Annotated in this window: 21 protein-coding genes, 2 tRNA genes, 1 other RNA gene and 1 pseudogene; 12 read left to right on the top strand and 13 right to left on the bottom strand. The window is 71.3% G+C overall.

From position 1 onward, the window contains the following. Nucleotides 1-111: 111 nt before the first annotated feature. Together C6W10_RS06775 and ffs are read right to left on the bottom strand one after the other, a co-directional pair. Entirely contained in the window at nt 112-2,727 is a 2,616-nt protein-coding gene (locus C6W10_RS06775; RefSeq protein ID WP_107257306.1) for a DNA polymerase III subunit gamma and tau, read from the bottom strand. 209 nt (nt 2,728-2,936) lie between these two features. Continuing rightward, an RNA gene (gene ffs, locus C6W10_RS06770) (signal recognition particle sRNA small type) lies at nt 2,937-3,026 on the bottom strand. Nucleotides 3,027-3,111: 85 nt separating this feature from the next. Here ffs and C6W10_RS06765 point away from each other — a divergent pair. From C6W10_RS06765 to C6W10_RS06750, 4 genes are all read left to right on the top strand, one after another. Then, nucleotides 3,112-3,196, top strand: a tRNA-Ser gene (locus C6W10_RS06765). A gap of 159 nt (nt 3,197-3,355) precedes the next feature. After that, nucleotides 3,356-3,559, top strand: a complete 204-nt coding sequence (locus tag C6W10_RS06760) for a hypothetical protein (protein ID WP_107257305.1) — start codon at nt 3,356-3,358, stop codon at nt 3,557-3,559. Between the two features lie 1,317 nt (nt 3,560-4,876). Then, nucleotides 4,877-5,179, top strand: coding sequence for a MerR family transcriptional regulator (locus C6W10_RS06755; protein ID WP_107257304.1), 303 nt, complete (start codon nt 4,877-4,879; stop codon nt 5,177-5,179). 136 nt (nt 5,180-5,315) lie between these two features. Next, nucleotides 5,316-6,950 carry an FG-GAP-like repeat-containing protein gene (locus C6W10_RS06750; protein WP_107257303.1) on the top strand — a complete coding sequence of 545 codons (1,635 nt, stop codon included), beginning with the start codon at nt 5,316-5,318 and terminating at the stop codon, nt 6,948-6,950. Between the two features lie 79 nt (nt 6,951-7,029). On the opposite strand, the gene C6W10_RS06745 is transcribed toward C6W10_RS06750, so the two are convergent. The 3 genes from C6W10_RS06745 to C6W10_RS06735 form a co-directional block, all read right to left on the bottom strand. Then, nucleotides 7,030-7,629 (bottom strand): dihydrofolate reductase family protein, encoded by a 600-nt coding sequence (locus tag C6W10_RS06745; protein WP_107257302.1) that lies wholly within the window; start codon nt 7,627-7,629, stop codon nt 7,030-7,032. Between the two features lie 149 nt (nt 7,630-7,778). After that, nucleotides 7,779-8,651 carry a hypothetical protein gene (locus C6W10_RS06740; protein WP_107257301.1) on the bottom strand — a complete coding sequence of 291 codons (873 nt, stop codon included), beginning with the start codon at nt 8,649-8,651 and terminating at the stop codon, nt 7,779-7,781. 186 nt (nt 8,652-8,837) lie between these two features. Beyond that, the gene (locus C6W10_RS06735) at nt 8,838-11,192 is read right to left on the bottom strand and encodes an HAD-IC family P-type ATPase (protein ID WP_107257300.1); all 2,355 of its coding nucleotides are present in this window, start codon (nt 11,190-11,192) and stop codon (nt 8,838-8,840) included. Between the two features lie 155 nt (nt 11,193-11,347). Between C6W10_RS06735 and C6W10_RS06730 the strand changes: the two genes are divergently transcribed. After that, the gene (locus C6W10_RS06730) at nt 11,348-13,078 is read left to right on the top strand and encodes a sensor histidine kinase (protein WP_159104494.1); all 1,731 of its coding nucleotides are present in this window, start codon (nt 11,348-11,350) and stop codon (nt 13,076-13,078) included. Between the two features lie 82 nt (nt 13,079-13,160). On the opposite strand, the gene C6W10_RS06725 is transcribed toward C6W10_RS06730, so the two are convergent. Next, the gene (locus tag C6W10_RS06725) at nt 13,161-13,940 is read right to left on the bottom strand and encodes a hypothetical protein (RefSeq protein ID WP_107257298.1); all 780 of its coding nucleotides are present in this window, start codon (nt 13,938-13,940) and stop codon (nt 13,161-13,163) included. Nucleotides 13,941-14,083: 143 nt separating this feature from the next. On the opposite strand from C6W10_RS06725, the gene C6W10_RS06720 reads away from it, so the two are divergent. From C6W10_RS06720 to C6W10_RS06710, 3 genes are all read left to right on the top strand, one after another. Further along, the gene (locus C6W10_RS06720) at nt 14,084-14,620 is read left to right on the top strand and encodes a hypothetical protein (protein ID WP_107257297.1); all 537 of its coding nucleotides are present in this window, start codon (nt 14,084-14,086) and stop codon (nt 14,618-14,620) included. Nucleotides 14,621-14,723: 103 nt separating this feature from the next. Next, complete coding sequence (locus C6W10_RS06715) at nt 14,724-15,374, top strand: flavin reductase family protein (protein ID WP_107257296.1); 651 nt, start codon at nt 14,724-14,726, stop codon at nt 15,372-15,374. Nucleotides 15,375-15,678: 304 nt separating this feature from the next. Beyond that, nucleotides 15,679-16,362 carry a DUF6082 family protein gene (locus tag C6W10_RS06710; protein WP_159104493.1) on the top strand — a complete coding sequence of 228 codons (684 nt, stop codon included), beginning with the start codon at nt 15,679-15,681 and terminating at the stop codon, nt 16,360-16,362. 15 nt (nt 16,363-16,377) lie between these two features. Here C6W10_RS06710 and C6W10_RS39625 read toward each other — a convergent pair whose 3' ends face one another. Together C6W10_RS39625 and C6W10_RS06700 are read right to left on the bottom strand one after the other, a co-directional pair. Further along, nucleotides 16,378-16,665: a DUF397 domain-containing protein gene (locus tag C6W10_RS39625; RefSeq protein ID WP_107257294.1), complete on the bottom strand. Its 288-nt coding sequence runs from the start codon at nt 16,663-16,665 to the stop codon at nt 16,378-16,380. 201 nt (nt 16,666-16,866) lie between these two features. Next, nucleotides 16,867-17,550 (bottom strand): hypothetical protein, encoded by a 684-nt coding sequence (locus C6W10_RS06700; RefSeq protein ID WP_107257293.1) that lies wholly within the window; start codon nt 17,548-17,550, stop codon nt 16,867-16,869. A gap of 238 nt (nt 17,551-17,788) precedes the next feature. Between C6W10_RS06700 and C6W10_RS06695 the strand changes: the two genes are divergently transcribed. After that, on the top strand, nt 17,789-19,159 hold the full coding sequence (locus C6W10_RS06695) for a glycoside hydrolase family 18 protein (RefSeq protein ID WP_107257292.1): 1,371 nt from the start codon (nt 17,789-17,791) through the stop codon (nt 19,157-19,159). A gap of 88 nt (nt 19,160-19,247) precedes the next feature. On the opposite strand, the gene C6W10_RS06690 is transcribed toward C6W10_RS06695, so the two are convergent. After that, nucleotides 19,248-19,337: transfer RNA gene (locus tag C6W10_RS06690), tRNA-Ser, on the bottom strand. A gap of 76 nt (nt 19,338-19,413) precedes the next feature. On the opposite strand from C6W10_RS06690, the gene deoD reads away from it, so the two are divergent. Further along, nucleotides 19,414-20,121: a purine-nucleoside phosphorylase gene (deoD, locus tag C6W10_RS06685; protein ID WP_107257291.1), complete on the top strand. Its 708-nt coding sequence runs from the start codon at nt 19,414-19,416 to the stop codon at nt 20,119-20,121. A gap of 69 nt (nt 20,122-20,190) precedes the next feature. Here the strand turns inward: deoD and C6W10_RS06680 are convergent, their stop codons facing one another. The 4 genes and pseudogenes from C6W10_RS06680 to C6W10_RS06665 form a co-directional block, all read right to left on the bottom strand. Beyond that, on the bottom strand, nt 20,191-21,414 hold the full coding sequence (locus C6W10_RS06680; protein WP_107257290.1) for an ABC transporter permease: 1,224 nt from the start codon (nt 21,412-21,414) through the stop codon (nt 20,191-20,193). A gap of 146 nt (nt 21,415-21,560) precedes the next feature. Next, a pseudogene (locus C6W10_RS06675) lies at nt 21,561-22,208 on the bottom strand (ABC transporter ATP-binding protein); the annotation flags it as partial. Between the two features lie 59 nt (nt 22,209-22,267). Further along, nucleotides 22,268-23,317, bottom strand: coding sequence for an efflux RND transporter periplasmic adaptor subunit (locus tag C6W10_RS06670; protein WP_369938649.1), 1,050 nt, complete (start codon nt 23,315-23,317; stop codon nt 22,268-22,270). Nucleotides 23,318-23,460: 143 nt separating this feature from the next. Then, a complete protein-coding gene (locus C6W10_RS06665; RefSeq protein ID WP_107257288.1) occupies nt 23,461-24,003 on the bottom strand; it encodes a hypothetical protein in 543 nt (180 codons plus the stop codon). Nucleotides 24,004-24,134: 131 nt separating this feature from the next. On the opposite strand from C6W10_RS06665, the gene C6W10_RS06660 reads away from it, so the two are divergent. Together C6W10_RS06660 and C6W10_RS06655 are read left to right on the top strand one after the other, a co-directional pair. Next, nucleotides 24,135-24,791 (top strand): response regulator transcription factor, encoded by a 657-nt coding sequence (locus C6W10_RS06660; protein WP_107257287.1) that lies wholly within the window; start codon nt 24,135-24,137, stop codon nt 24,789-24,791. Then, entirely contained in the window at nt 24,788-26,065 is a 1,278-nt protein-coding gene (locus tag C6W10_RS06655) for a HAMP domain-containing sensor histidine kinase (RefSeq protein WP_107257286.1), read from the top strand. Before C6W10_RS06660 ends, C6W10_RS06655 begins: the two co-directional genes overlap by 4 nt. Nucleotides 26,066-26,095 lie beyond the last annotated feature (30 nt).

Genomic DNA, 26,095 nt, shown 5'->3' with positions numbered 1-26,095 from the left:
ACGGGCGACCGATGGTAGGAGATCGTCGATCATGACGGCGTCCGGTTTTCCGGCGGGTGCCGGGAGCCGACGGTCGAGTTCCGGTGGCCGGTCGGCCGAAGCGGGGCGTCGCTACTTGAGGTCGACCTCGCCGATCCGCTCCGCGCCGAGGGTCTGCTGCAACAACTGCACCGCCTGCTGCTCACTGGTCTGCCGGGCGGTCCGCTCGTCGATCACCTCGTCGAGGGGCTCGTCCCCGGGGTCGAAGCCCTCGTAGCCGATCGTCGCCGTCGACGGGCGCGGGCTGTCGTAGTCGGGGTCGTAGGGCGGCTCGCCGGCCCAGTCCCGGTCCGCCGTCCGCTCCGGCGCCGGGGCCGGTTTCGGTCCACGGCCGGCCGCCGCCGCCCGGGCCGCCGCGAGCCCGGAACTGACCGCGCCACCGCCGGGTCCCGCACCGGTACGCCCACCGTTCGGCACACCGACGCCGCTGCCGCCCGAGCCATGACCGCCCGACACTCCGCTACCGACGGACGCACTGTTGCCGACGGACGCGCTCTTACCGACGGAGGCACTGTTACCGGCGGAGGCGCTGTTGCCGGCGCCCGTGGCCCCGGGGCCACCGCCCGGTGCGGCGCTGCCGTTGGTACGGCTGCCGGCGCCGCCGGTCGAGCCACCGCCGACGGCCGGCGTGCCGGTGCCACCGGGGGACGACGCCGCTGCGGGTGTCGCGCCTGTCGTGGCGGCGGCAGCGGTGCCGCCCGGCGGGGTCGGCTCGGGCCAGTCGTCGTCGGCCGCCGCACCGAGTGCGACACCACCGGGTCGGGCCGGCTCCGGCCAGTCGTCGTCATCGGCGCTGGACGGCGTCGAGCCGCCCGAACCGCCCGAACTGCTCGCGCCGGAGGGTCCGGTCGTGCGCTCCCGGCCGCCGCTCGCGCCCCGGCCACCACCGGACGGGGCGGAGCCGTTGCCGCCCCGGGGCGGGGTGCCGTTCGCGGCCGGTCCGCTGCCGGTCGGCTGGCGGGGTGGGGCGGTCGGCGCCGGCCCGCGCTGCTCGCCGGCCACCTCGCACCGGATCTGCCAGCGCCCGCCCAACTCCTCGTAGAGGGCGTCGGTGAGCACACTGGCGGAGTTGGCGAGCATCTGGGCGAGTACCGGAGACTTGACGGTCAACACCAGGGTGTCACCGTCGAGATCGCGTACGACCGCGTCGCGCATCAGGGCGGCGATCCGCTTGTTGCTCCGGTTGACCATGCCGACGACCTCGCCCCAGACCCGGCGTACGGCGGCGGCGTCGAGTTCGCCCGTCGGCTCGGCACCGGCCGGCATCGGATCCGGGGTGGCCGGGTCGGGCATCACCGCCTCCGGCGGGACCGGCCGCCGGGCCGGTGGCTCCGGCCGCTCCTCAGCCGGAGCGGCGGGCGCCTGGCTGGGCCCGGGTGCGGTGGTTTCGCGTACCTGCGGAGGGGGAGCGACCGGCGCGGCGCTGGCGGCGGCCGGCGGTGCGGGAGTGGGCGCGGGGGGCGTGCCCGGGTCTGCGACGGCGGCCGGCGGGCGGATCGGGGCGGCGGCCGGGGCCGCGTCACCGGAGAGGGTGAGCCGGCGCTCCATGCGTTCGAGGCGTTGCAGCAGGCTGCCGGTGGAGTCCTCGGCGCCGGGCAACAGCATCCGGGCGCAGATCAGTTCGAGCAGCAGCCGGGGGGCGGTGGTGCCGCGCATCTCGACCAGGCCGTTGTGCACGATGTCGGCGCAGCGGGACAGTGTGGCCGGGCCGAGCCGTTCGGCCTGGGCGGCCATCCGCTCGATCTGGTCGGCCGGGCCGTCGATCAGGCCCTTGGCGACCGCGTCCGGCACCTGGCGCATGACGATCAGGTCGCGGAGCCGTTCGAGCAGGTCGGAGGCGAACCGGCGGGGGTCGTGCCCGGCCTCGGCGACCCGGTCGATGGTGGCGTACGCGGCGGCACCGTCCCCGGCGGCGAGCGCGTCGCACATCTCGTCGATCAGGGCGGCGTCGGTCACCCCGAGCAGGGCGACCGCGCGGGCGTAGCTGACCCCCTCGGGGCCGGCACCGGCGATAAGTTGGTCGAGCACCGAGAGCGAGTCCCGGGCGCTGCCGCCGCCGGCCCGGACGACGAGCGGGAAGACCGCCGGCTCGATCTTGACGCCCTCGGCCGAGGCGAGCTGCTCCAGGTATGGCCGGAGCACGCCCGGCGGGATCAGCCGGAACGGGTAGTGGTGGGTCCGCGACTTGATCGTGCCGAGGACCTTCTCCGGCTCGGTGGTGGCGAAGATGAACTTGACGTACTCCGGCGGCTCCTCGACCAGCTTCAGCAGGGCGTTGAAGCCCTGGGTCGAGACCATGTGCGCCTCGTCGATCACATAGATCTTGAAGCGGCTGCTGGCCGGGGCGAAAAAGGCACGTTCGCGCAGTTCACGGGCATCGTCGACGCCGCCGTGGCTGGCCGCGTCGATCTCGATCACGTCGATCGAGCCGGCCCCGTCGGCGGCCAGGCTCTTGCACGAGTCGCAGACCCCGCAGGGCTCCGGGGTCGGCCCCTGCTCGCAGTTGAGCGAACGGGCCAGGATCCGGGCGCTGGAGGTCTTGCCGCAGCCACGGGGACCGGAGAAGAGGTACGCGTGGTTCAACCGACCGGTACGCAGCGCCTGGGACAGCGGCTCGGTGACGTGCTCCTGGCCGATCACCTCGGCGAACGTGCGGGGCCGGTACTTGCGGTAGAGCGCCAGTGCCACTCGTCCCGCCTCCTCTCGACCGGGCCATTCTCCACCCGCCGCCGCGCTGCCGAGTGCCAAGGTTGTCACGCGCGCCCGACGATTTCCACCGCCACCGGCCACCGGACGGTGAGCGGCGGGCAATCACGGGAGGCAGGTGGCGTCTCGACCGGCCGGTCGGGCCGAGGCGGCGGCCCCGGGCTGGTCAGGGACCACTCGTGGGGGGAAGACAAGGCCCCCCGTGCACCCGCCAGAGCTCGCTTATCCTTGCTGCCTTCCGGCCCTGGGGAGGTTCACGAGGTGACGCCACACGGGGGGTGCCGCCAAGTGTACCCGGCCCGTTCCGGGATCTTCGGGGGGACCGGCGGGGTGGGCAGGCGGCGGACTGCCTGTATCCTGTCGGACGGAGGATTCGCCTAGAGGCCTAGGGCGCACGCTTGGAAAGCGTGTTGGGTTAACACCCTCACGAGTTCGAATCTCGTATCCTCCGCTCGCCTGAGCAGCACAAACGCCCGGCAGACCGTACGGACCTGCCGGGCGTTTCTCGTGTCGTACGAGTTGGTTGCCGTCGGCGGGGACGCCGCTCGAAGTTGACGGAAGGCGGGGGCCGTGAATCCTGCCCTTGCGCCCCTCGACCATCTCAACGCCCGTGCGGCTCTGGTCGAAGCCTGTCGGTCCGTCGGTCTCGACCCTGTCGGTGCCGAACCGGACGCTTGCGGATCTGCGCGAACTGATCGTGGTGGCGTGGCTCGCCCAGAACGCGTCGCACGATCCGAAGGCGATGAACGAGCTGACCAAGCGACTCACCACGCTGTGCAAGGGAACCGGGCACCGGGAATGGCGGCCGTTCTAGTGCCCTGTCTTTGAAGGTTGATCGGGTAACCCGGTGCTTCCAGGCATCTCCGAGCCATTGATCTCCTGACGTCAGGTGGGGAGCGGGGTGGGGATATCGGCCGGGGAGACTGTCGAGCTGCCCCGCTTGTGCGCCCACCCTCCCAGGCTGCCCGAACCCCCGGTCCCGCCAGCCGGTCGACGGCGAACCGCAGCACGCCGTCGGCAACCCCGACTTCCGCGCCCCGCCTGTGCACCCAGCTCGACAGTCTCCGCCCCGACCACCCCCGCTCCCCCGCCGGCCGCTCCTGTGACTGCCGGCTGTCCGGACGGCGGATCACCGAGACGATCGCAAAGGCCGGAAGACAACTCACCACAAGATGCCCAGACCAGAGGGTTACCCGACCAACCTTCGAAGACGAGCCACGAGCAGGCACCGCTCCCTGCTCAGTGATCCCACAGTCGATGTCCGACCGCGCTCTGCGCCAGGTCGCGGTAAGCGGCATGTCCAGCGAACCCAGCCGCCCGGGAGCGGAAATCCCGGACGTACCGCGCGCATCGGGCCGACTTGAGCTGAGCACCCAGGTCGAACGCCCGCACGGACCCAGAGGGGCTCTGGGGCTGGGTGGTCGGGCACGAGCATCCGGCCTGCACCTGGGCACATGGCGACCCGCACCCACCGTGCCTACAGGTCATGGTGCGGGCCTCGCGGCACGCGGGCGGTGTCGGACGAGCTGCCCCGACGATCCCTGAGCGGCCGGAGAGCTGTCCGCGTCCTGCGAGGAAATCTATGTGCGAAGTACTAGATATCCTCGCCGTCGTCGGCTAACCTTCCTCAGGTCAAGGGTGAAGAAAAGACGCTGACGCAACCGCCCCACCCGAGGGCGGAGGAGCAGGGGCCGAGGCTCGTTCCGGCTCCGCTCGGCTAGGCAACAGAGATCCACCGAAGTGAAGATCCACCGCAGTTGAGCAGTACGCACGAGTAGCAGTAGGTACGAGTACGTCCGCCGCACGTGTGCGGGGCCATGAAGTCGCGTGGGCTCCGACACCGGCGGACAGCACGGAGTACGACAGAGGAAGTCAGAGGAAAGGGAGGGCTCTTACACCGTTGGATCGCCCGCTGCCGGCCGCAGTTCCGGGCTGGGCGCGGACACCGCAGCTTCCATCGAACGAGAGGTGGTCTCCGGTCACGCTTATGCGATCCTCGCACCAGAACCCGTCACGTACGGGTGGTGCGGATACGACAAGCCGGCGATTCTGCCGGTAGATGGTGTTTCAGACCCGTTAACCCTTGGGCCCCGGCGCTTTCCAGCGCCGGGGCCCTCGTGATGGAGGTTTCATGGCCCAACCCGACGACATGCTCGACGACGAGGACTACCCGGCATACACGATGGGCCGCGCAGCGGAGATCGTGGGCTGCTCACCGGATTTCCTGCGCCGGCTCGGCGAAGCGAAACTGATCGACCCGTACCGCTCCGGTGGCGGGCACCGCCGCTACTCCCGCTACCAACTGCGGCTGGCCGCGCGGGCGCGGGAGATGTGCGACCAGGGCACCGACATGGCGTCCGCCTGCCGCATCATCATCCTCGAGGACCAGCTAGCCGAGGCCCTGCGGCAGAACGAGCGCTACCAGCAGGGCTGACCGCACCTGTGCCGTGAACAGTCCTGTGTGGAGTCGCGGTGGCGGCACAGCGTCCGGTCGTCCTCCGAACGGCGGAGCCGATCCGGGGACGGGCCTGGCATCATGTGCCCACTGCTAATCACGGGGAGAAAATTCCATGGGTACTCGGCTGCGCTCGTTCGCCGGAGCGACATGTGTCGGCACGCTCCTCGTGGGACTGCTGCCCACCACCGCCGCCGGAGCACCCGTCACACCACGGCCCGGCACCACCATCACCCGGGACAACCCGGGGATCGACGTCCAGCGGGTACGGACCTCGGGTACGGCCGCTCCGAAACTCGCCGCCGCCGCCACGACCTCCCGGCTCGACATCGATCGGGACGGTAGGGACGAGGTCGTCGCCGGTGGCTTCCTGCTGCGCGGCTACGGCGTCGTCGTCACCTACTCCGGCCTGCCGTACCGCGACCACATCACCGCACCGATCACCTCGCCCACCCGGCCGAACTTCGGCGACTCGATGACCTCCGGCGACTTCAACGGCGACGGCTACGCGGATCTCGTGGTCGCCAACCCGGGAGAGTTCACCGCCACCGGCGATGCCTTCGGCGGTGCGGCCTGGATCTTCTACGGCAGCGCCACCGGACTCGACATCGACCGTCCCCAGCATCTGAACCAGGACACGGCCGGAGTGCCGGGCGAGATGAGCTACTACAACCAGTTCGGTGCCGCGCTCGCCGCCGGTGACGTCAACGGCGACGGCCGGGACGATCTCGCGATCGGCGCTCCCGGCGAGACGATCAACGGATCGCGCAGCGCCGGCACCGTCACGCTGTTCTACGGCAGCCCGACGGGACTCACGACGGTGAACGTCCAACTCTTCACCACCCCGGACCCGGTCGCCGTCCCCATCGCCGGATTCGGCGAATCGGTGGCGATCGGCGACACCACCGGGGACGGGTACGCCGAACTTGCCGTCGGCGCTCCGGTGCACGGCGACAACTACGGGAGCCCGTACCGGGGCGGGTTCGTCAGGCTGCTGCGCGGCGGTCCCGGCGGGATCACGACCACCGGAGCCACCACCCTGCTCGGTACCGATCTCGGCGTAAGCGCTCTCGGCGACGAGACGGCGATCGCCGACATCGACGGGGACGGGGACGGCGACGTGGTCGCGAGTGCCCCGAGGAGCTGGGTCGGCTACATCGCCTACGCTCCCGGCGTGCCTGCCGGCATGGACGTCGCGAAGGCAACGGTGATCAGCATGGACACGCCGGGAGTCCCCGGCGACCCGCACGCCTACCTGGAGGGTGGCTCGCCGCACGTCTCCTTCGGCCACGCACTGTCGACCGGGGACGTGACCGGCGACGGACGCGCCGACGTACTCACCGGGGCGATGGCGTACGACGTCGGTACGGTGCGGGACGCCGGAGCGGTGCTGCTCATCCCCGGTACCGCCCAGGGGCTGACCGGCGCCGGCTCGGTCATGCTGATTCCGGGTGGCCCGAACGGACCGCTGCACGACCAGCAGCCGAACCTCCTCGGGTCGCCTGCCGAGGGGGACTACTTCGGCGAGTCGACCTCGATCCTCAACCTCGACGGCACCGGCCCGCTCGACATGCTCGCCGCGGGGAGCCAGGTCGGCGGCAGCGGGCTGGTGGCCGAACTGGACCTCTGGTACACGGTGAAGCGCCGCCCCACCGACAGCCGGACCCTCGCCGGCCTGACCGTGTCCGACGTCTGGACCGGCTCGGATCTCGGGGTGTACAACATCGGCCACACGCTCCTGCATCGCTGACCGGATCGGATCGGACCGGCTCGGCCGGGGTTGACTGGCCGGCCGGACGCCGGCCCGGCCGCCAGTCACCCGCGTCGGCTCACTTCTTCACGCGGTACCGGAGATGGGTGACGCCCGCGCCCTCGACCACCTTGATCGGGCCGTCGAACTGGGCTGGTACGGCGCCGAGGTCGGCGAAGAGCGGTGTGCCGCCGCCGAGCACCACCGGTACGAGTTCGACGCCGATCTCGTCGAGCAGCCCGGCTTCGAGGCACTGCCGGGCCATCTGGCCACCGTTGACGACGACGGTCCGGTCGCCGGCGATCTCCTGTGCCTTCGCGACGGCGGCCTCGATGCCCTCGGTGACGAACACGAAGTTCTCGTCCACCACCGGCCGGTCCTCCGGCAGGCGGTGGGTGAGCACGACCACCGTGACATCCATCGGGTGCCGGCCGCCCCACGCGTTGGTCATGTCGTAGAGGTGCCGGCCGACGACCAGGGCTCCGGTCTTCCCCCACTCTTCCTGGAGGAGTTCCGCGCTCGCCGCCGACAGCCGCAGTGGCGGCACGTCCGGGCTGGCGGTCGGTATCTCGACGTCACCGTTGCCGTACCACCGGAACAGCAGGTCGAAGCCGCTCTCGTCCGGGCCGGCGATGTAGCCGTCGAGCGACATCGTGCCGCCGGTGATGACCTTTCCCATTTCACTGTTCCCTTCGTTCGGATCTCTACTGACAGGTCGTCGGCCACTCCCGATTCTCGACATGCGCCCCGACCAGCTGGCCGGAGCACGGGCGACCCGGATCCCCGTACGCCCTGCGCGGGCGTACGGGGATCCGGGGTACGGAACGGTCAGGCGCAGATCGCGTACGCCTTGACGGCCCAGGAGTTGCCGTAGCCACCCTCCTCCTCGGCACCGGTCACCGTGACCGTGGTCGAGGAGTTCGCCCACATCGCGGTCATCCGTACCTCGCCCTGGCCATTGTCGATCTCACCGCCGACGCCGTGCACCCGCTTGCCCTCCGGGCAGCGCGCGGTCGCGGTCTTCGGGGTCTGCGAGTCCAGGATCCCGAAGCCGGTCACCCGGACCAGTCCGGCCGGCGGGGTCGCGCAGATCGCCTTGCCGACCATCGTCCACTTCCCGAGGTGGTCGGGGCCGCCGTCCTCCATGCCGGTCACCGTGATCCCGGTCAGGTCGGCGCTCGGCCGCAGGTCGTCGATGACCACCCGCCCCAGACCGCCGGACATCTCCGCACCGAGCCCGAGGACCTTCTTGCCGGGCGGGCACTCGACCTCCATCGTCTTGCCGACATTCGAGTCGTGGTCGGAGAACTGCGTCCGGGTCTCCAGGCCGGCCGGGGCCGGGGCGCAGAGCGCGCTGGTGGTGATCGACCAGGAGTTGCCGTAGCCGTCGCCGTCCTCGCGCCCGGTCACCGAGTACGCCTCGCCGCCGACCAGCGGCAGCATGGTGTCCATCGTCACCTGGCCGTCGCCGTTCACGATCCGGCCGCCGCCGCCGAGCACCGTCGTGCCGGGCGGACACTGCGCGTTCGTCGTCTTCCAGTCGCTGTTGCTGGGGCCGCCCGTCACCTTCAACACCAGGCCGGGCACCGCGCTGGCCGGCGCGACCAGCGCCAACTGGGTCACCAGCAGCGCGGCGGACGCCAGGCCCGCCGTGGTGACGATCCGTCGGGTACGCCCAGCGCCATTCCGTCGTACGTACATGGGGCAGCTCTCCTCATTTCTCGCCGCTGTTCGGGTCGCCCGGACTGTCAATTCCCCGACAGTTTCCCGAACCCGTTTTCTTTCGGGTCCGACCCGTCTCCGACCTGGGTTTTTCCCGGCCGAGAACGAGATTACGAGAGAGGAGTCCACACCCGACTCACCAATTCGTGCCGCCCTGCCGAGTAGTCACGGGGAATGGCGTACCGTCCGGCGCACGGCGACCCGGACCAGTTCCAGCAGCGCCCCGGCGGCGACCGCGAGTCCCACCGCCACACCCGGTGCCGTCGTGCCGACCAGGCTCAACTGGAAGAACTCCTGGAGGAACGGCACCACCAGGATGGTCAGGAAGGCCAGGCCGAGGGCGAGCACCAGCAGGATCCGCCACCAGGTGTACGGCCGGGCGATGATCGCCACCGCCCAGAGCCCGACCAGGAAGAGGGTCAGCGTCGCGGCCGAGGTCTCCGCGGCCAGGTCACCGCCGTAGACGCTCCGGGCGAAGAGGTACGAGGTGATCGTCGCCGCCATCGCCACCAACCCGGACGGTACGGCGAACCGCAGCACCCGGCCCACGAAACCGGGCCGGGCCCGCTCCGAGTTCGGCGCGAGCGCCAGGAAGAACGCCGGGATGCCGATGGTCAGCGACGAGATGATGGTCAGGTGCCGGGGCAGGAACGGGTACGGCACCTGGCTCAACACCACGATCACGGCGAGCAGCACCGAGTAGACCGTCTTGGTCAGGAACAGGTTCGCGACCCGCTCGATGTTGCCGATCACCCGCCGCCCCTGCGCGACCACCGCCGGCAGCGCGCCGAAGTTGTTGTCCAGCAACACGATCTGCGCCACCGCCCGGCTGGCCGGGCTGCCCGAGCCCATCGCCACCCCGATGTCCGCGTCCTTGAGCGCGAGGACGTCGTTGACCCCGTCCCCGGTCATCGCCACGGTGTGCCCGGCACCCTGGAGCGCCGCCACCATGTCCCGCTTCTGCTGCGGCCCGACCCGGCCGAACACGGTGTGCCGGCCCAGCACCTCGGCGAGTGCCGCCGGATCGGTCGGCAGTTCGCGGGCGTCGACCGGGTGCTCGGCGCCGGGCAGTCCGAGGCTGCGGGCGACCGCGCCCACCGAGAGCGCGTTGTCGCCGGAGAGGACCTTGACCGCCACGCCCTGCTCGGCGAAGTAGCGCAGCGTGTCCGGCGCCTCCGGCCGCAGCCGTTGGGCGAGTACCACCAGCGCGACCGGGTGCACCGGATCGTGCCCCGGCCCGTCGGCGGTGGCCCGGGCCAGCAGCAGTACCCGCAAACCCCGGGCACCGTACGCGTCCGCCTCGGCCAGCGCCGGATGGCCGGCCGGCAGCAGTACGTCCGGAGCGCCGAGCCGCCACTGCCGGCTGATCCCGTCCGGGTCGGTGACGGTGGCCCCGCCCCACTTCCGGGCGGACGAGAACGGGATCCGCTCCCCGATCCGCCACCCCGCCCTCGCCCCGGTGCCGTTCGGCGGCGCCGGGTACGCCTCGGCGACCGCCCGCAGGCTGGCGTTCGGCCGCTCGTCGGCCGCGCCGAGCAGACCCAGTACCTCCGGAACCGGGGCGGTCGGGTCGAGGCGGCGTACCTCGGCCACCGTCATCGCCGCGTCGGTGAGGGTGCCGGTCTTGTCCAGGCAGACCACGCTGACCCGGGCCAGTCCCTCGATCGCCGGCAACTCCTGCACCAGGCAGCGCCGCCGGCCGAGCCGGATCACCCCGACCGCGAACGCGACCGAGGTGAGCAGGACCAGCCCCTCCGGCACCATCGGGACCAGCCCGGCGACCATCCGGCGTACCGCCTCCGGCAGGTCGTCGGAGTTGACCAGGTACTGGCTGACGATCAGGGCCAGTCCGGTCGGGACGATCAGCCAGGTGACGAACCGCAGGATGGTGTTGAGTCCGCCGCGCAGCTCCGAGTTGACCAGGGTGAACCTGCTGGCCTCCTCGGCGAGCCGGGCCGCGTACGCCGCCCGGCCGACCTTGGTGGCCCGCATCGCCCCGACACCGGCCGTGACGAAACTGCCGGAGAGCAGCGGGTCGCCGGGCTGCTTCACCACCGGGTCGGCCTCGCCGGTCAGCAACGACTCGTCGACCTCCAGTTGCTCCGCCTCGACCACCACCCCGTCGACCGCGATCTGGTCGCCGGGTCCCAGCTCGATCAGGTCGTCCAGGACCAGGTCGGCGGAGGTCACCTCGACGGCGTGGCCGTCCCGGCGTACCACCGGACGGGCCGCGCCGACGATCGCCAGCCGGTCCAGGGTGCGCTTGGCCCGCAGCTCCTGCACCACCCCGATCAGGGTGTTGGCGATGATCACCCCGCCGAAGAGGGCGTCCTGGATCGGCCCCACCGCGAGGATCACCCCGAACAGCACACCCATGATCGCGTTGATCCGGGTGAAGAGGTTCGCCTTGACGATCTCCCCGACGCTCCGCCCCGACCGCACCGGTACGTCGTTGACCTGTCCCGCCGCGATCCGTTCGGCGACCTGGGCGGTACTCAGCCCGGCCTCGGTTGTCAGCATGGCTCGAAGCTACGAAGCCGGGCCGCAGGTCGGCTGCACCCGATGGTCACCTGCCGACCCTGACCTTTCTCAGGGTCGATGACGCCGGCATTTCCGGGTCGGCCGGGCGAGGTCCCCGATCGTCGGGCGGCGCTTCGCTGCGTACCGTCGGAACGGTGCGACCCGTGGCCCAGGCAGACCGGTTCGGGAGCGGGCGGTGGCGTTACCGGGCTCTCCTGCTGGACGTGCTGCTCTGGGCGTCGCTGGCGGCACCGGTCGGCTGGTCCTGGACCGGGCACCGGGCGTACCCGCTGGGGCTGCTGCTCGGCGGCCTGGCGGTCTGGGGCGGCGCGGTCGCGGCGGGGCGCCGGCTGCCGCTGGTCCCGCTCTTCGCGGTGGTGCTGCTCTGCGCGCTGGACGGAAACTACTCCCTCGGCCTGCCGCTGGTCAGCTATCTGCTCGGCCGGCGTACGGACAGCACCTGGCCGGCGGCGGCGAGTTACTCCGCGCTGGCGGTCTTCGGCACCCCGCTGGTGTTGAGCTGGTCCGGCTTCGTGGACTGGGCGACGATGGCCGGCGCACTGGTCTACGCCGGACTCTTCCCCTGGCTGGTCGGACGGTACCGGCGGCAGCAGCGCGCGCTGGTCGCCGCGGGTTGGGAGCAGGCCGAGCAGCTCGAACGCGAACAGCGGATGCTGACCCGCGAGGTACGCCTGCGCGAGCGGGCCCGGATCGCCGAGGAGATGCACGACTCGCTCGGCCACGAGCTGAGCCTGCTCGCGCTCCGGGCCGGCGCCCTGGAGGTGTCGGCCGACCTGGACGAGCGGACCCGGGCGGTGGCCGGCCAGCTCCGGGCCGGCGCGGCCGCCGCCACCGGGCAGTTGCGGGACATCATCGACGTCCTCCGGGACGACGCCGACCCGACGGGTGCCTCTTCCCCGGCGGAACCGGAAGCGGAATCGGGACTGGAGCCGGGGCGGGGGTCGGGGGCAGGGTCGACGGCCCGTTCGGCGTTGCGGGCCGAGACCGGAGATGTCGCCGATATGGTGCACCGGGCGCGGGCGGCCGGTATGCCGGTGGAACTGCACGACAGGCGCCCGGCCGAACCGCTTCCGCCGCTGGTGGGGCGGACCGTCTACCGGGTGGTGCGGGAGTCGCTGACCAACGCCAACAAGTACGCGCCCGGCGCGGCGGTGAGCGTACGGCTCGACGTCGACGACACCGGGACGGTGCTGGTGGCCGTGACGAATGCCCGGCCGCCGACGGCACCGCGGCCCGCTCCGGTCCCGGTCGGGGGTGGGCGCGGCCTGGTGGGGCTCCGCGAGCGGGTACGGCTCGCCGGCGGCACGCTGCACACCGGCGCCCGGGACGGCGGTTTCGAGGTCGTGGCCCGACTGCCCGGTCAGGCCCTACCGGCTGGCCAGGCCCGACCGCCCGGTCAGCCCCGACCGCCCGGTCAGGTCGGCGGCTCCCGGGCGGCGGCGCTGCCGGATCCGGTGCCGTCCGGCGTGGTCCCACCGGTCGGGTCGGCCGCCGACCGGCGGCGCCGGGTGCACCGGGAGGCCCGGCGGGGACTGGTCGCGGCGACGATGGTGCTGGCCGCGTTCGCCGGAACGCTCGGCGGTGCCGCCCTCGGCTACTACCTCTACGCGACCAGCAACTCCGTACTCAGCCCCGACCGGTACGCCGAACTGCGGGTCGGGCAGGACTGGGCCAGCGCGCTTCCGCTGCTGCCCCGCCGCGAGATGCTGGAGCCGCCGGATCCGGATCCACTGTCGAAGCCGGCCGGTGCCGACTGCCGGTACTACCGCTCGCACGGGGACGTGCTCCAGCCTCGGCTGGACGTCTACCGGGTCTGCGCCGCGCACGGCAAACTGGTGGCGAAAAACCTGCTCCCGGCCCCGTAACCCGGGCCGCCTGGACCGCTATCCCGGAGCAGGACTCGATGCTGACCCGGGCGGCGGCGTCCGAGCCCGGGGCGTGTCGAGGTCAGCGATGCCGGACCCAGATGTTGGGTTCGACGTAGGTGGCCGAGTCGGTGGCCAGGTCGACGTGCAGCGTGCTCAGGCCGTCCGGGATGACGAACTCGCCGGAGTCGGGAAACTCCATACCGGTCCAGCGCTGCCACTCCGTTACGGTGCCCGTGATCACCTGCGACCTGGGCGCCGTCGTCACGACCCGCCCACCCAACCGGACGTGGGTACGCAGCCACGGGTCGAACGGCGTTCCGTCCGGCCGGGTCCAGCCGGCGTACCGGTCGATCGGAGTGAGCGGATAGCGGGCCTTGCGGGTCGGCCGGACCGGGCAGATCACGCGGTGGTGCGCGGGGGCGAGGTCGCCGAGTGCCCGCAGCAACTTCCCGGCCAGCCCTCGCCCCTGCCGATCGGGCCTTACCTGTGCGGCGAGAATCGCGAGCGTGTCCGGCGGCTCACCGGCGTCGTACGCCTCCAGCGCACGGGCCAGCGAGTCGGTGTAGCCGGTCGGTAGGTCGTCGACGGCGCCGGTCCAGCGCAGCGGTACCGCCCAGCCGGCGGCCACGATCTCGCCGTCACCCCTGACGTGCCGGTCGACGTCGGCACCTCCGGCGGGCCGGTCGACGTCGTCGTCGAGGAGGACGAGTTCCAGATTGGCGAAGAGTTCGCGGATCCGCCCGATGTGCCGGCCGGTCTCCTGGTCGTGGAAGACGAACTCCGGCCAGCCGTCGCCGAGCCAGGCCAGATTTTCCGCCGGTCGAGGCCGCGCGTGCAGCGGCTCCGCGATGATCACCATCACAGGATTGTGCCGGCGTGGCCAGCGGAAGGTAACCGGTTTTGCTCGTACACATGTGCTATCCACAGGGTGTGGATGCGGATCCACACCCCGACGAACTGGACAAATCAGGGGTAAACTACGCTGTGCCACCGGAGGGTTACATGGAGGCACGAAAAGTCGTACGTCTCGTGGCCGTACTCGTGGCGGGTGCGGTGGCGCTCTGTCATGCGTACCGGACGGTCTCGGACGAGCCGGCGACGACACCCGCCTACGGGCCGGACGTCCTCCACCTCAAGGGCGTCCGTGACATCAGGTTCGGCGACACCGAGCAGGAGTTGCTCCGACGCGGTGAACTCGACGCCGAACCGGCGCTGGCCTGCGGTCCCAGCCTGACCGATCCGACCACGGTCAGTCCGGTCTTCGCCGACGACCGACTGGTGCTGCTCTGGGCCAGCCCTCCGGTGCGTACCCCGGAGGGTGTCACCGCCGGCACCCCGGTCGACCAGGTCGAGGCCGCCTACCCGGCCGCCACCCGGCTGACCGCACCACCCGGCAGCTACCGTTACGACGGGCTGCTGGCGATGCAGGGCGACCGGGCCTACCTGTTCCTGCACGACGGGCGGACGGTCCGCAAGACCGTCGCCGGCTACACCGACTACGCGAGGCGCCTCTTCGACGAGGGCTTCGGCACCTGCTGACCCGCCTTCCCGGCGACCGTCCCGGAGTCGCGTGACCGAGCTGCCGGAGCGCGACGTCCGATGACCGCCAGCAACCACCGGCCGGGAGGGCGAGGGTTGCCGCATGCACATCGTTCCCGGGCTCAGGGTGCTGTACTTCGGCACCCCGGTGGTGTTGATCAGTTCCCGCAACGAGGACGGCAGCGCCAATCTCGCACCGATGTCCTCGGCCTGGTGGCTGGGGCAGTCCGGCATGCTGGGGCTGGGCAACAGCGGCCAGACGACGGCGAACCTGCGGCGGGAGCGGGAGTGCGTACTCAACCTGCCGTCGTCGACAATGGTCGGAGCGGTGGACCGGATCGCGCTCACCACCGGGAAGCGGGACGTGCCGGAGCACAAGCTGGCGCAGGGCTACCGGTACGAGCCGGAGAAGTTCGCTCTCGCCGGGCTGACCGAGCAGCCGTCCGAGCTGGTCCGGGCGCCCCGGGTCGCGCAGTGCCCGATCCAGTTGGAGTGCCGGGTCGTCTCGGTGCTGCCGATGGCCGAGCCGACGCCGGACTGCACCGCCTTCCAGGTCGAGGTACTCCGCGCGCACGTCGACGAGTCCCTGGTCATCCCCGGTACGCACCACGTCGACCCGCTGGGCTGGGATCCACTGATCATGAAGTTCTGCGAGTTCTTCGGCGGCGGCCGCAATCTGCATCCGTCGAGGCTCGCCGACGGCTGGCAACTGCCGCACCGGCTCCCGGCGCTGTCGACGCCGAAGCCTCGATAATGATCGAACAACGGCCATCGGATATCGGAGGCGACAACGGCATTTCCGGCGGTCGCGGCACGAACTAAGATCGGCACGTCGGCGGGAATGGAACTTCCACGGATTGACGGGGCATGATACCGGGCAAATCCCCAGGCCTCCCGTTGGATTGTGAATGAACATGCATGACAGGAGAAGTCATCGGAGGGCAACCCGCAGAATTGCTATCTGACCCCGGCCGACGGAGGAGTCACGGATGGCGGTTCGCGAGCCCTACCCTCTGGGTGAACTGGGGCGCACACTCAGTCGACGCGCACTGCTCGTCGTGTCAACGTTCCTGATGGGCGGCACGCTACTCGTCGCGACGGTGTCGCCGGCAATCCTCAATCGTCTCTATACCAGTGGTGACGACTACTCGCGAGCCAGCGACATCGGGCAGGCGTACGGGGCCGCCTCAGCCCTCCTGGCCGCGCTCGCTCTGCTGGTCGTCTCCGCCTCGCTGGCCGTTCAGTACGGCCAGTTCAGATACGAACGGATACAGGCGATCCACCAACGTACCGAGGACCTCGTCAAGCTCGCCATCGAAAATCCAGAATACTGCCAGTGCTGGGGCTCTCGGGTCTCACCGGAACACGTCGACGAACGATTGTTCTACTACTGCAGCCTGATCATCAAGTCCTGGACCCGGGCCTGGGAGCGGGGCGGTCTGACCGCCCCCGAGGCCCGCAACTTCCTGGCACAGTTCTTCGACAGCGAGGTTCCCCGGCTGTTCTGGCAGCGGCACGGCGACTGGCACCTCTACCGCAAGCCACGTACCCGGGCCGCCCGTTTCATGGCCCTGGTGAACGAGGAATACCTCCGCGCCGTCAAGGTCGGCCCGCCGTCACGCCCGTACGAACCACCCGGGTTCCCGGTCAACCCGCCCTGGAACGGCTTCGCCAAGTCGACCCGACTCGGCGACAAGGTCGTACGACCGCAGCGACGTCGGGAGTCGCGGGCCACGGAATAGGACGGGCGAGGTTATCTATGCGTCGGCAGCCGGCGCGTCGAAGGCACCAGCCCTGATCGCGGCAACGAGAGCAGACCACCTGCTGCGCCGGATCAGGAGCATGTCCATCGGCCGCTGGGAATTCCGCAGCGCCACACCGTCACCCATCAGGGTGAACTCGACACAATGGTGTTCGGTGACGCACCGCGAACTGCGCCGCCACGTTGGCTGATCAGAAACCGTCCGGTCGGAGCCCACCGTTTCCCTTTCCTCACTGACCTGAAGGAGCCATGCCTGCCAAGGACCCGTCGGCCGATGGAACATAGCACGGCGGAGGCCGCAGAATGCCGTATTGCGCCTGGTAGGAGCCTTGTGGCTGACGACCTCGTGGCAATCGGCGCCGAAAACGTTAGATCGTGTCAGATATCTTCGGCAGGCGTGATCGTACGCGGAGCGGTGGAGGACTATCCGGAAGGGTGGCCCGGACCGGTCGGCGGTGCGGGCCGGGCCACCTGAGCCCGGGTGTCAGCCGATCCGCTCGATCACCGGTCGCCGGATCAGAAACTTGCCCGGCTCTCGTACCTGCTCGAACGCGGCGTTGTTGAGCAGTACGCAACTGCCGGACGGGCTGGTCACCCTGACCGTGACGCTCTTGTTGTTGTCCAGGTTGGTGACCTTCAACGTGGTACCGATCGGGAAGGTGCCGCTGGACGCCGCCGGGCCGGCGTCCTCGTTGAAGAGCGTGACCGTCGATCCCTTGCAGACCACCTCACCCGCGCCGGTGGAACCACCGCCGTTGGAGCCGGTGCCGCCGCCGGGGTTGGCCGGCGGCCGGGCGGGTGCCTTGGGCGGCTGGGCCGGGGGCTTCGCCGGGGTCCTGGTCGGCTCGGCCGCCGGCGGGGCGGCGGGCGGCGCGGGCGCGTCCGCGCGTACGTCGGCGGTGCAGCCGGCGGTGGCCCGGCGCTGCTGGATCAGGTCGACCACGGCCTGCCGGTTGGCGATCCGGGCCTCGGACTGGGCGTCCGGGTTGGCCTGCTGGCCGGCGATGAAGTTCAGGTTGTTGCGCAGTGCGGTGTCCAGGCCGGCGCAGCTCTCACCCGCGTTGCCGAGTCCGGTGCCGACGGCCAGCGCACCGCCGAGCAGGGCCGCCGCCGCCACGCCCAGGAACACCTTGCGCGCCCGGCTGGTCGTCCTGCGTCGCCTGTACATACACCGCTCCCTCGATCGTCCGCTGCCCGGTTGCAGCTACCGATGGGTACGGCGGACGGTACGAAGTGGATCAGTTCAGATTCCTAAATGTTCTTTAACTACCCACCGCTACACCTTCGGTGCGATCCGGCGCGGCACACTTGACCACCCGACATCGACCGCCCTACCTTGCAGGGCAGGCACCGGAAAGTTTCCTAACTGTTCTGCCGACGCTCCATCCCCCCGTTCAGGAGTGCATATGCGCGGATCCGTTCTCCGTCGACTCAGTACCCTCACCGCCGCCACCGCCGTCACCGCCCTGCTCGCCGGCGGCGCCGTACCCCCGGCCTCGGCCGCTCCCGGCGCACCGTCCCGGCACGACGGCGGCCAGCGCGGCGACTTCGTCAAGGTCGGATACTTCACCCAGTGGGGCATCTACGGCCGGGCCTTCACAATCAAGAAGCTGCACGACTCGGGCGCGGCCAGCCGGCTTACCCACCTCAACTACGCCTTTGGCAACGTCAGCCCGGACGGCCGCTGCTACGTCGACGGCGGACCGGGCGAGGGCGACGCCTGGGCCGACTACCAGCGACCGGTACCGGCCGAGGAGAGCGTGGACGGCGTCGCCGACACCTGGGGTGAGCCGCTGAACGGCAACTTCGGGCAGCTCCAGAAGCTCAAGGCGATCCACCCCGACCTGAAGGTGCTGATCTCGCTGGGCGGCTGGAGCTGGTCGACACACTTCTCCGACGCGGCGCTGACCCCCGAGTCGCGGCGGAAGTTCGTCGCCTCCTGCATCGACCTTTACCTCAGGGGCAACCTGCCCAACCCGGACGGCAGCGCCGGCGGACCCGGCTCGCTCGCCGGAGTCTTCGACGGCATCGACCTGGACTGGGAATGGCCCGGCTCGGCCGGTGACGTCGACACGGTCTACCGGCCCGAGGACAAGCAGAACTTCACCGCGCTGGTCGCCGAGTTCCGCCGCCAGCTCGACGCGCTCGGCAAGCCGGCCCGGAAGCACTACGAGCTGACCGCGTTCGTACCGGCGAACCCGGCCGCGATCGACGCCGGCTTCGAGGTCCGGAAGGTCTTCAAGAACCTGGACTTCGCCACCGTGCAGGGCTACGACTTCCACGGCACCTGGGAGCCGGTCGCCAACCAGCAGTCCGCGCTGCGGGTACCGGCCGGGGCCACCGAGCCGGACTTCGCGGTCGACCGCACCATCGACGCCTGGCTCGACCGGGGCGCCGAGCGCCGCAAGCTGGTGCTGGGCATCCCCTACTACGGGCGCGGCTGGACCGGGGTGACCGGCGGGCGCAACGGCCTGTTCGGCACCTCCACCGGCGGCGCCGCCCCGGCCACCTTCGAGCCCGGCTACGAGGACTACAAGGTGCTGAAGACCAAGGCCGGCAAGGACGGCTACCGGGTCTACCGCGACCTCCGCGCCGGGACGGCATGGCTCTACGACGGTACGACCTTCTGGACGTACGACGACCCGGCCGTCGTACTCCAGAAGACGCTGTTCATCCGCGCGGAGCGGTTGGGTGGCGCGATGATCTGGTCGCTGGACGGCGACGACGAGCAGGCGACCCTGACCCGGACCATCGACCTCGGCCTCTGGACGCCGTAACCGGCCACCCGTCGCCGCACGACGGACTGGACCACAAGCCGAACGCCCGGTAGGTCGTTTCCGACCTGCCGGGCGTTTGCCTGTTCAGTGGCGGTGGCGGCGGGATTTGAACCCGCGGAGGGCGTAAACCCTCACACGCTTTCGAGGCGTGCTCCTTAGGCCACTCGGACACACCACCGCCGAGAAGGGTACCCGACGCCGCGGTGCGACGTCGCGGCGGTATCGGCCGGAGCGACCTGGCAGGATCACCTCACATGAGTACGCACATTGGCGCCAAGCCTGGCGAGATCGCCGAGCGGGTCCTGATGCCGGGTGACCCGCTGCGGGCCAAGTGGATCGCGGAGACCTACCTCGAGGACGCCAAGTGCTACTCGACGGTGCGCGGCATGCTCGGCTTCACCGGCCGCTGGTCCGGCACCGAGGTTTCGATCCAGGGTTCCGGCATGGGCATGCCCTCCGCCTCCATCTACGCGCACGAGCTGATCAACGACTACGGCGTGAAGTCGCTGATCCGGGTCGGCTCGTGCGGCGCCCTCAGCGAGGACCTCCAGCTCCGGGACGTGATCGCGGCCAGCGGCTCGTCGACTGACTCGAACATGAACCGGATGCGGTTCGACGGGTTGATCGACTACGCCCCGGTCGCCGACTTCGGGCTGCTGCGTACCTCGGTGGAGGTGGCGGAGCGGCGCGGCATCGCGATGCGGGTCGGGCCGATCCTGGCCGCCGACGCCTTCTACACCGACCGTCCGGACCTCTACGACACCCTCGCCGACTATGGCGTACTGGCCGTGGAGATGGAGTCGGCGGCGCTCTACACGATCGCGGCCCGGTTCAGGGCGCGGGCGTTGACCCTGCTGACCGTCAGCGACCACATCAAGCGGGGCGAGCAGACCACCGCGCAGGAGCGCGAGCAGACCTTCAGCCAGATGGTCGAGATCGCCCTCGACACCATCGTCGCCTGATCGACAACGCAGGGAGAGGCCCCTTCTTGCACAGAACGCGACAAGAAGGGGCCCCTCCCTGCACCCCCGTCACGGGGTGGCGAGTGCCTCGGTCGGGGCCAGCCGGGCGGCCCGGATCGCCGGGTAGAGGCCGGCGAAGGCGCCGATCAGCAGCGTCGCACCGACGCCGCCGACCATCGCCCAGCTCGGCACGACCGTCGGCCAGTCCCGGGACAGGGCGTAGCCCGAGGTCACCCCGATGCCGATCAACACTCCGCCGACGCCGCCAAGGGCGGAGAGCAGCAGCGACTCGGCGAGGAACTGGGTGCGTACCTGGCCACGGGTCGCGCCGAGCGAGCGGCGCAACCCGATCTCGGCCCGCCGTTCGAGTACCGAGATCACCATCGTGTTCGCCACCCCGACCCCGCCGACCAGCAGCGCGACCGCGCCGAGCCCGAGCAGCAGCCCGGTGAACGCCTCGTCGGTGGCCTGCTGCGCCTCCAGCGCGTCGGACGGCCGGGACACCTTGACCTCGTTCGGCGCCTCCGGGTTGGCGGTGGCACCGAGTACCGCCTGCACCGCCTCGACCGACTGCTCGACCGACCGGGTGTAGACGGTCGTCGGGTGCCCGTCGAAGCCCAGGTACGTCGCCGCCGCCTCCCAGCCGACCAGCGCGGAGAGGTCCAGCTCCGGCGCCAGCGGTACCGGTGCCATGATCCCGACCACGGTGAACCACCGGCTGCCGAGATAGACCTGTACGTCCGGTCCGGCGCTGCCGAGCCCGAGCCGTTCCGCCGCGGTGGCTCCGAGGACGACGGCCGGATAGCGCGCCGTCGCCCCGTTCAGCCAGGTACCGCTGGCCATGGTCGCCCCGACCGTGTCGAGCAGGTCCAGCCGGGTCGCCCGGGCGGCGATCCCGCCGCTCTCCACCTCGGGGATCCGGTCCGAGCGGTAGACCCGGGCCTCGCCGAGCTGCCCGGTGGCGGAGACCTGCTGGACCGGGCCGATCCGGCCGATCATCGCCACCGACTCCTCGGGCAACTGGGCCGCGTCGCCGAACATGGTGTTGCCGGGCGCGACGGTCAGCAGGTTGGTGCCGAGCGAGTCGAGCATCCGGTCCAGTTCCGCCCGGGACGACGAGGAGATGCCGACCACCGCGACCATCGCGGCGATACCGATCGCGATGCCGAGTGCGGAGAGGAAGGCCCGCAGCGGCCGGGTGCGCAGCCCGACGCCGCCGACCCGGAGGATGTCGCGGGGACGCATCCGGGCCGGTACCAGCCGGGGTCCCGCCCCGCCGTTCGCCCCGGCCATCAGCCGACCCCGTTCGACGCGATCGGCGCGAGCCCAACGCCGACGAAGCCACCACCGCCGACGAAGCCACCACCGCCGACGGCGGAATCATCGCCGACGGCGGAATCATCGCCGGCGGCGGAATCATCGCCGGCGGCGCTGTCGGTGAGCACCAGGCCGTCGCGCATCTGCACCTGCCGGGGCAGGCTCGCCGCGATCTCCCGGTCGTGCGTGATCACCACCACCGTGGTCCCGGCGGCGTTCAGCTCACGCAGCAGGGTCAGCACCCCCGCCCCGGATGTCGAGTCGAGGTTGCCGGTCGGCTCGTCGGCCAGCAGCAGCGCCGGGTTGCCCACCACGGCCCGGGCGATCGCCACCCGCTGCCGTTCGCCGCCGGAGAGTTCGTGCGGCCGGTGGTCCAGCCGGTGCCCGAGCCCGACCCGGACCAGCGCGGCCTCCGCGCGCCGCCGCCGCTCCCCGAGGGGTACGCCGGCATAGAGCAGCCCGTCCGCCACGTTGTCCAGCACCGGTACGCCCGGTGCGAGGTGGAACTGCTGGAACACGAACCCGATCCGGGACGACCGGAGCGCGGAGAGTTGCCGGTCCGACAGCTTCGCCACGTCGTACCCGTCGATGTGCACGGTGCCGGTCGACGGCCGGTCGAGGGTGCCGATCAGGTGCAGCATGGTGGACTTGCCGGAGCCGGACGGCCCGACGATCGCCACCAGTTCGCCCGGCCGGACGGTCAGGGTGACGCCACCGAGCGCGGTCACGCCGCCCGGATAGACCTTCGTGACCCGGTCCAGCACGACCACCCCGTCGGTGCCGGCCGGCGGATCGACGAGTGCGGTACCCGCAGCCGCCACGTCCCGGCTCACTTCGGCATCCCCACGGTCGCCCCCTCGACCAGCCCGTCGCCGGTCACCTCCACCCGGCCGGAGGCGAAGAGTCCGGTCCGCACCGCCACGATCCGGGTCGCGTCGCCCTCCACGACCTCCACCCCGTAGCCGCCCTCGGCGAGGGCGAGCAGCGCGGCGACCGGAACGGTGAGCACGTTCTCCCGCTGCGCGGCGGTGAACGCCACGTCGACCGAGGCGCTGTCGAATCCGGCCAGCGCCTTCGGGTCGGCGGCGGTGACGGTCACCTCGATCTTGGTCTCCGGCTCGCCCTGTGCGCCGTTGGCGCCGGTACCGGTCTCGATGATCGTCTCCGTGGCGGCGATGGTGCCGGCCACCTCCTTGCCGTCCGGCAGCGTCACCGTAACCTTGGCACCCCGCTTGGCCAGCCGCTGGTCGTCCACCTCCAGCGAGACGGTGACCACCCGGGAGGTACCGCTGTAGCTGAGCACCCCACCGCCGGGCTGTACGGCGTCGCCGACCTCGACGTCGGTGCTGTCCACCCGGACCTCGCCGGTGGCGTAGACGACCTGGCCCAACTCGACCCGGCCGGTCTCGTCGAGGCCGAGATCCTCCTGCCACTCCCGCACCGCCTCGGCGGTGGCCGAGGTGTACTCGTCGTCGACGGTGAACCCGTCGTAGCCGAGTGTGCTCAGGTTCTTCTCGAACTGCTCGACGTCCTCGCCGCTGTCGCCGGAGCGCAGCGTCCGGTACGCCGGCAGCCCGCCGTAGAGCAGCACCACCCTGTTGTTGTCGATGGAGTAGAGCGGCTTGCCCCGGGTGACCCGGGTACCGGCGGCGGCGATCGAGGTGATCGTGCCCGCCTTGCGTACCGCCACGGTCCGGGTCTCGCCGTACCCGAGTTCGCCGTCGGCGGTCTCCGAGTCGACCAGCGTCTGCCGGGTCACCTGTGCGTTCGCCGGTGGCAGGTTGCTGGCGGTGGCCGTACCCGGATCGTCACCGCCGAAGCCGACGGCGGCGGCGACCCCGGCGGCGACCGCCAGCGCGGCGGCGGTCCCCACCGCCACCGCCCGGCCCCGGCCGCCCCGGCGCCGACGCCCCGACCGGCCCCCGGCGGCCGGAACAGTCCCGGCGGCGGTGTCCGGCCCGGTGCCGGCCGGAACCGGCCCGTCCGGGGACGGGCCGGTCTCGGTCGCGGAGGTACCCACCGTCATCGGCCACCACCCTGGATCCGGACCGGGAAGTCGCCCCGGCACTTCTCCATCGCGGCCTGGAACGTCGGATCGTCCCGCTTGATCCCACTGCCCTGGTCGAACCGCATGGTGCCGTCCGGCTGCGGGTCCGGGAAGTTCGGCACACCGTTCTCCCGCATGCACTTCGCCATCTTGCGCACCTGCTCGACCTGCTCCGGGTTGAGCTGCAACTGACCGCCGTTCGGCAGCAGGTGGCGGCACTTCTCCATCGCCGCCTGCGTCTTGGCCGGATCGTCGCCCGGGTTGCGCTGGATCCGGATGCCGCCCTGACCCGGCTCCGGGTCCGGCATCTCCACTCCGTTCTCCCGCATGCACTTGGCGAACTCCAGGCGGCGGTCCTCGTCACTGAGCGCGGCGGCGCTGGCACTGGCGGTAGGCCCGGCTCCGGTGCCACCCTGGGCGGTGGCCACCCCCGGCCCCTCGTCGGCCCCGGCGCAACCGGCAAGCGCCAGGCCGAGGACGGGGAGGGCCAGCCAGATGCCCGACATTCGTCGGCGCATGGCACAACTCCTTCCGTGGGCCGGCGCGGTTCGCCGGCCGATACGGACAAATTGAAGTCTGCGACGCGTATCCGGGGCGTAACCGTCGACGTTTACGGCGGGGTTATCCGGCACCGAGTCAGGATGGGACGGTGCGGGTACTGGTGGTCGAGGACGAGAAGCTGTTGGCGGACGCCGTCGCCGAGTGGCTGCGCCGGGAGGCGTTCGCGGTCGACGTCGCGTACGACGGCGACGCGGCCCTGGAGCGGCTCGGCGTCAACGACTACGACGTGGTGGTACTCGACCGGGACCTGCCGGTGGTGCACGGCGACGACGTGTGCCGGGCGATCATGGAGGGCGGGGGCGAGACCCGGGTGCTGATGCTCACCGCCGCGGCCGCGGTCCGGGACCGGGTGGCCGGGTTGGCCCTCGGCGCCGACGACTACCTGATCAAGCCGTTCGCGCTGGTCGAACTCTCCGCCCGGGTACACGCGCTGACCCGGCGGGCCCGACCGGCCGCGCCGCCGAAGCTGACCCGGGCCGGCCTGGTCGTCGACCCGGCCCGGCACGAGGTCTACCGCGACGGCCGGTACGTGGCACTGTCCCGCAAGGAGTTCGCGGTGCTGGCCGAGCTGATGCGGGCCGGCGGCGCGGTGGTCTCCGCCGAGGAGTTGCTGGAACGGGCCTGGGACGAGCACATCGACCCGTTCACCAACGTGGTCCGGGTGACCGTGATGAAGCTGCGCCGCAAGCTCGGCGATCCGCAGATCGTCGAGACCGTGCCGGGAGTGGGGTATCAGATTAGGTGAAGAGACTGACGATTCGGGCCCGCCTGACCCTGGTCTACGGCGGCCTCTTCCTGCTTGCCGGGGTGGTGCTGCTCGCCGTCACCTACGTACTCGTCGAACAGCGGATGCCCGCCACCTTCGGCGTGACGCTGAACCGGCCGCCGGCCCCCGCACCCACCCGGATCGTCAGTCCGGGCGACGCCGAGCAGCTCCGGATCTTCGCCCGCCAGATCCAGAACGAGGCCCGGCAGAACGCCCTGGAGACCCTGCTCACCCAGGGCGGCATCGCCCTCGCCCTGGTCTCGGCGACCGCCTTCGCCTTCGGCTGGCTGATCGCCGGGCGGGCGCTGCAACCGCTGCACCAGATCACCGGTACCGCCCGGCGGATCGCCGGTGCCGGCATCGCCGGTCGCGGACTGCACGAGCGGATCGCGCTGGACGGCCCCCGCGACGAGGTCAAGGAACTCGCCGACACCTTCGACCTGATGCTGGAACGGCTGCACCAGTCCTTCGACGGGCAGCGGCGGTTCGTCGCCAACGCCTCGCACGAGCTGCGTACGCCACTGGCGCTGAACCGGTCACTGCTGGAACTGGCGGTCACCCGGCCGGGCGCGCCGGCCGAGTTGCGGCAGCTCGGCGAGACACTGCTCGCGGTCAACGAGCGGCACGAGCGGCTGATCGACGGGCTGCTCACCCTGGCCGACTCGGAGCAGCAGGTGGTGGAACGCACCCCGCTCGACCTCGCCGAGGTGGTCGGGCACGTGGCCGAGCAGATGCGGACCGAACTGCCGGTCTACCGGCACCTGGCTCCGGCACCCACCACCGGCGATCCGGTGCTGCTGGAGCGGCTGACCCAGAACCTGCTGGAGAACGCGCTGCGGCACAACATTCCGACCGGCGGTCAGGTCTGGCTCAACACCGCGACGGTCGACGGCTGGGCGAGCCTGGTGGTGGCGAACACCGGGCCGGTGGTGCCGGGGTACGAGATCGAGACGATCTTCCAGCCGTTCCGACGGCTGCGTCAGGAGCGGGTCGGCGGCGGTCGCGGCTTCGGGCTCGGGCTGTCGATCGTGCGGGCGGTCGCGGGTGCGCACGGCGGGTCGGTCCGGGCCGAACCCCGGCACGGGGGTGGGCTGGTCGTGACGGTCCTGCTGCCGGCCGAGGCGCCGGTCCAGGCCGTTCCGGAGTACGCCCCGCCGGCCGTCGCGGCCACGTCGTCCCCCGCACCCCGCGCCGAGCTGCCGACCGGCGACCTCGGCCCGGCGGCGGGCCAGGCTCGGGGCGTACCGGGCTGATCCGGTGCCGTCGGCAACCGGGGACACGAG

Origin of the sequence: Plantactinospora sp. BB1, from assembly GCF_003030385.1 — a bacterium.
Lineage (GTDB): Bacteria > Actinomycetota > Actinomycetes > Mycobacteriales > Micromonosporaceae > Plantactinospora.
This window is presented reverse-complemented; position numbering and strand designations above follow the sequence as displayed.

Bases quoted from the DNA above. Each gene is read 5' to 3' on its own strand.
- C6W10_RS06695 (WP_107257292.1), top strand. From the start codon at position 17,789: ATGCGCGGATCCGTTCTCCGTCGACTCAGTACCCTCACCGCCGCCACC.
- C6W10_RS06750 (WP_107257303.1), top strand. From the start codon at position 5,316: ATGGGTACTCGGCTGCGCTCGTTCGCCGGAGCGACATGTGTCGGCACG.
- C6W10_RS06680 (WP_107257290.1), bottom strand. From the start codon at position 21,414: ATGGCCGGGGCGAACGGCGGGGCGGGACCCCGGCTGGTACCGGCCCGG.
- C6W10_RS06725 (WP_107257298.1), bottom strand. From the start codon at position 13,940: ATGGTGATCATCGCGGAGCCGCTGCACGCGCGGCCTCGACCGGCGGAA.
- C6W10_RS39625 (WP_107257294.1), bottom strand. From the start codon at position 16,665: ATGTTCCATCGGCCGACGGGTCCTTGGCAGGCATGGCTCCTTCAGGTC.
- C6W10_RS06720 (WP_107257297.1), top strand. From the start codon at position 14,084: ATGGAGGCACGAAAAGTCGTACGTCTCGTGGCCGTACTCGTGGCGGGT.
- C6W10_RS06735 (WP_107257300.1), bottom strand. From the start codon at position 11,192: ATGCTGACAACCGAGGCCGGGCTGAGTACCGCCCAGGTCGCCGAACGG.
- C6W10_RS06755 (WP_107257304.1), top strand. From the start codon at position 4,877: ATGGCCCAACCCGACGACATGCTCGACGACGAGGACTACCCGGCATAC.
- C6W10_RS06740 (WP_107257301.1), bottom strand. From the start codon at position 8,651: ATGTACGTACGACGGAATGGCGCTGGGCGTACCCGACGGATCGTCACC.
- C6W10_RS06665 (WP_107257288.1), bottom strand. From the start codon at position 24,003: ATGCGCCGACGAATGTCGGGCATCTGGCTGGCCCTCCCCGTCCTCGGC.
- C6W10_RS06715 (WP_107257296.1), top strand. From the start codon at position 14,724: ATGCACATCGTTCCCGGGCTCAGGGTGCTGTACTTCGGCACCCCGGTG.
- deoD (WP_107257291.1), top strand. From the start codon at position 19,414: ATGAGTACGCACATTGGCGCCAAGCCTGGCGAGATCGCCGAGCGGGTC.
- C6W10_RS06700 (WP_107257293.1), bottom strand. From the start codon at position 17,550: ATGTACAGGCGACGCAGGACGACCAGCCGGGCGCGCAAGGTGTTCCTG.
- C6W10_RS06745 (WP_107257302.1), bottom strand. From the start codon at position 7,629: ATGGGAAAGGTCATCACCGGCGGCACGATGTCGCTCGACGGCTACATC.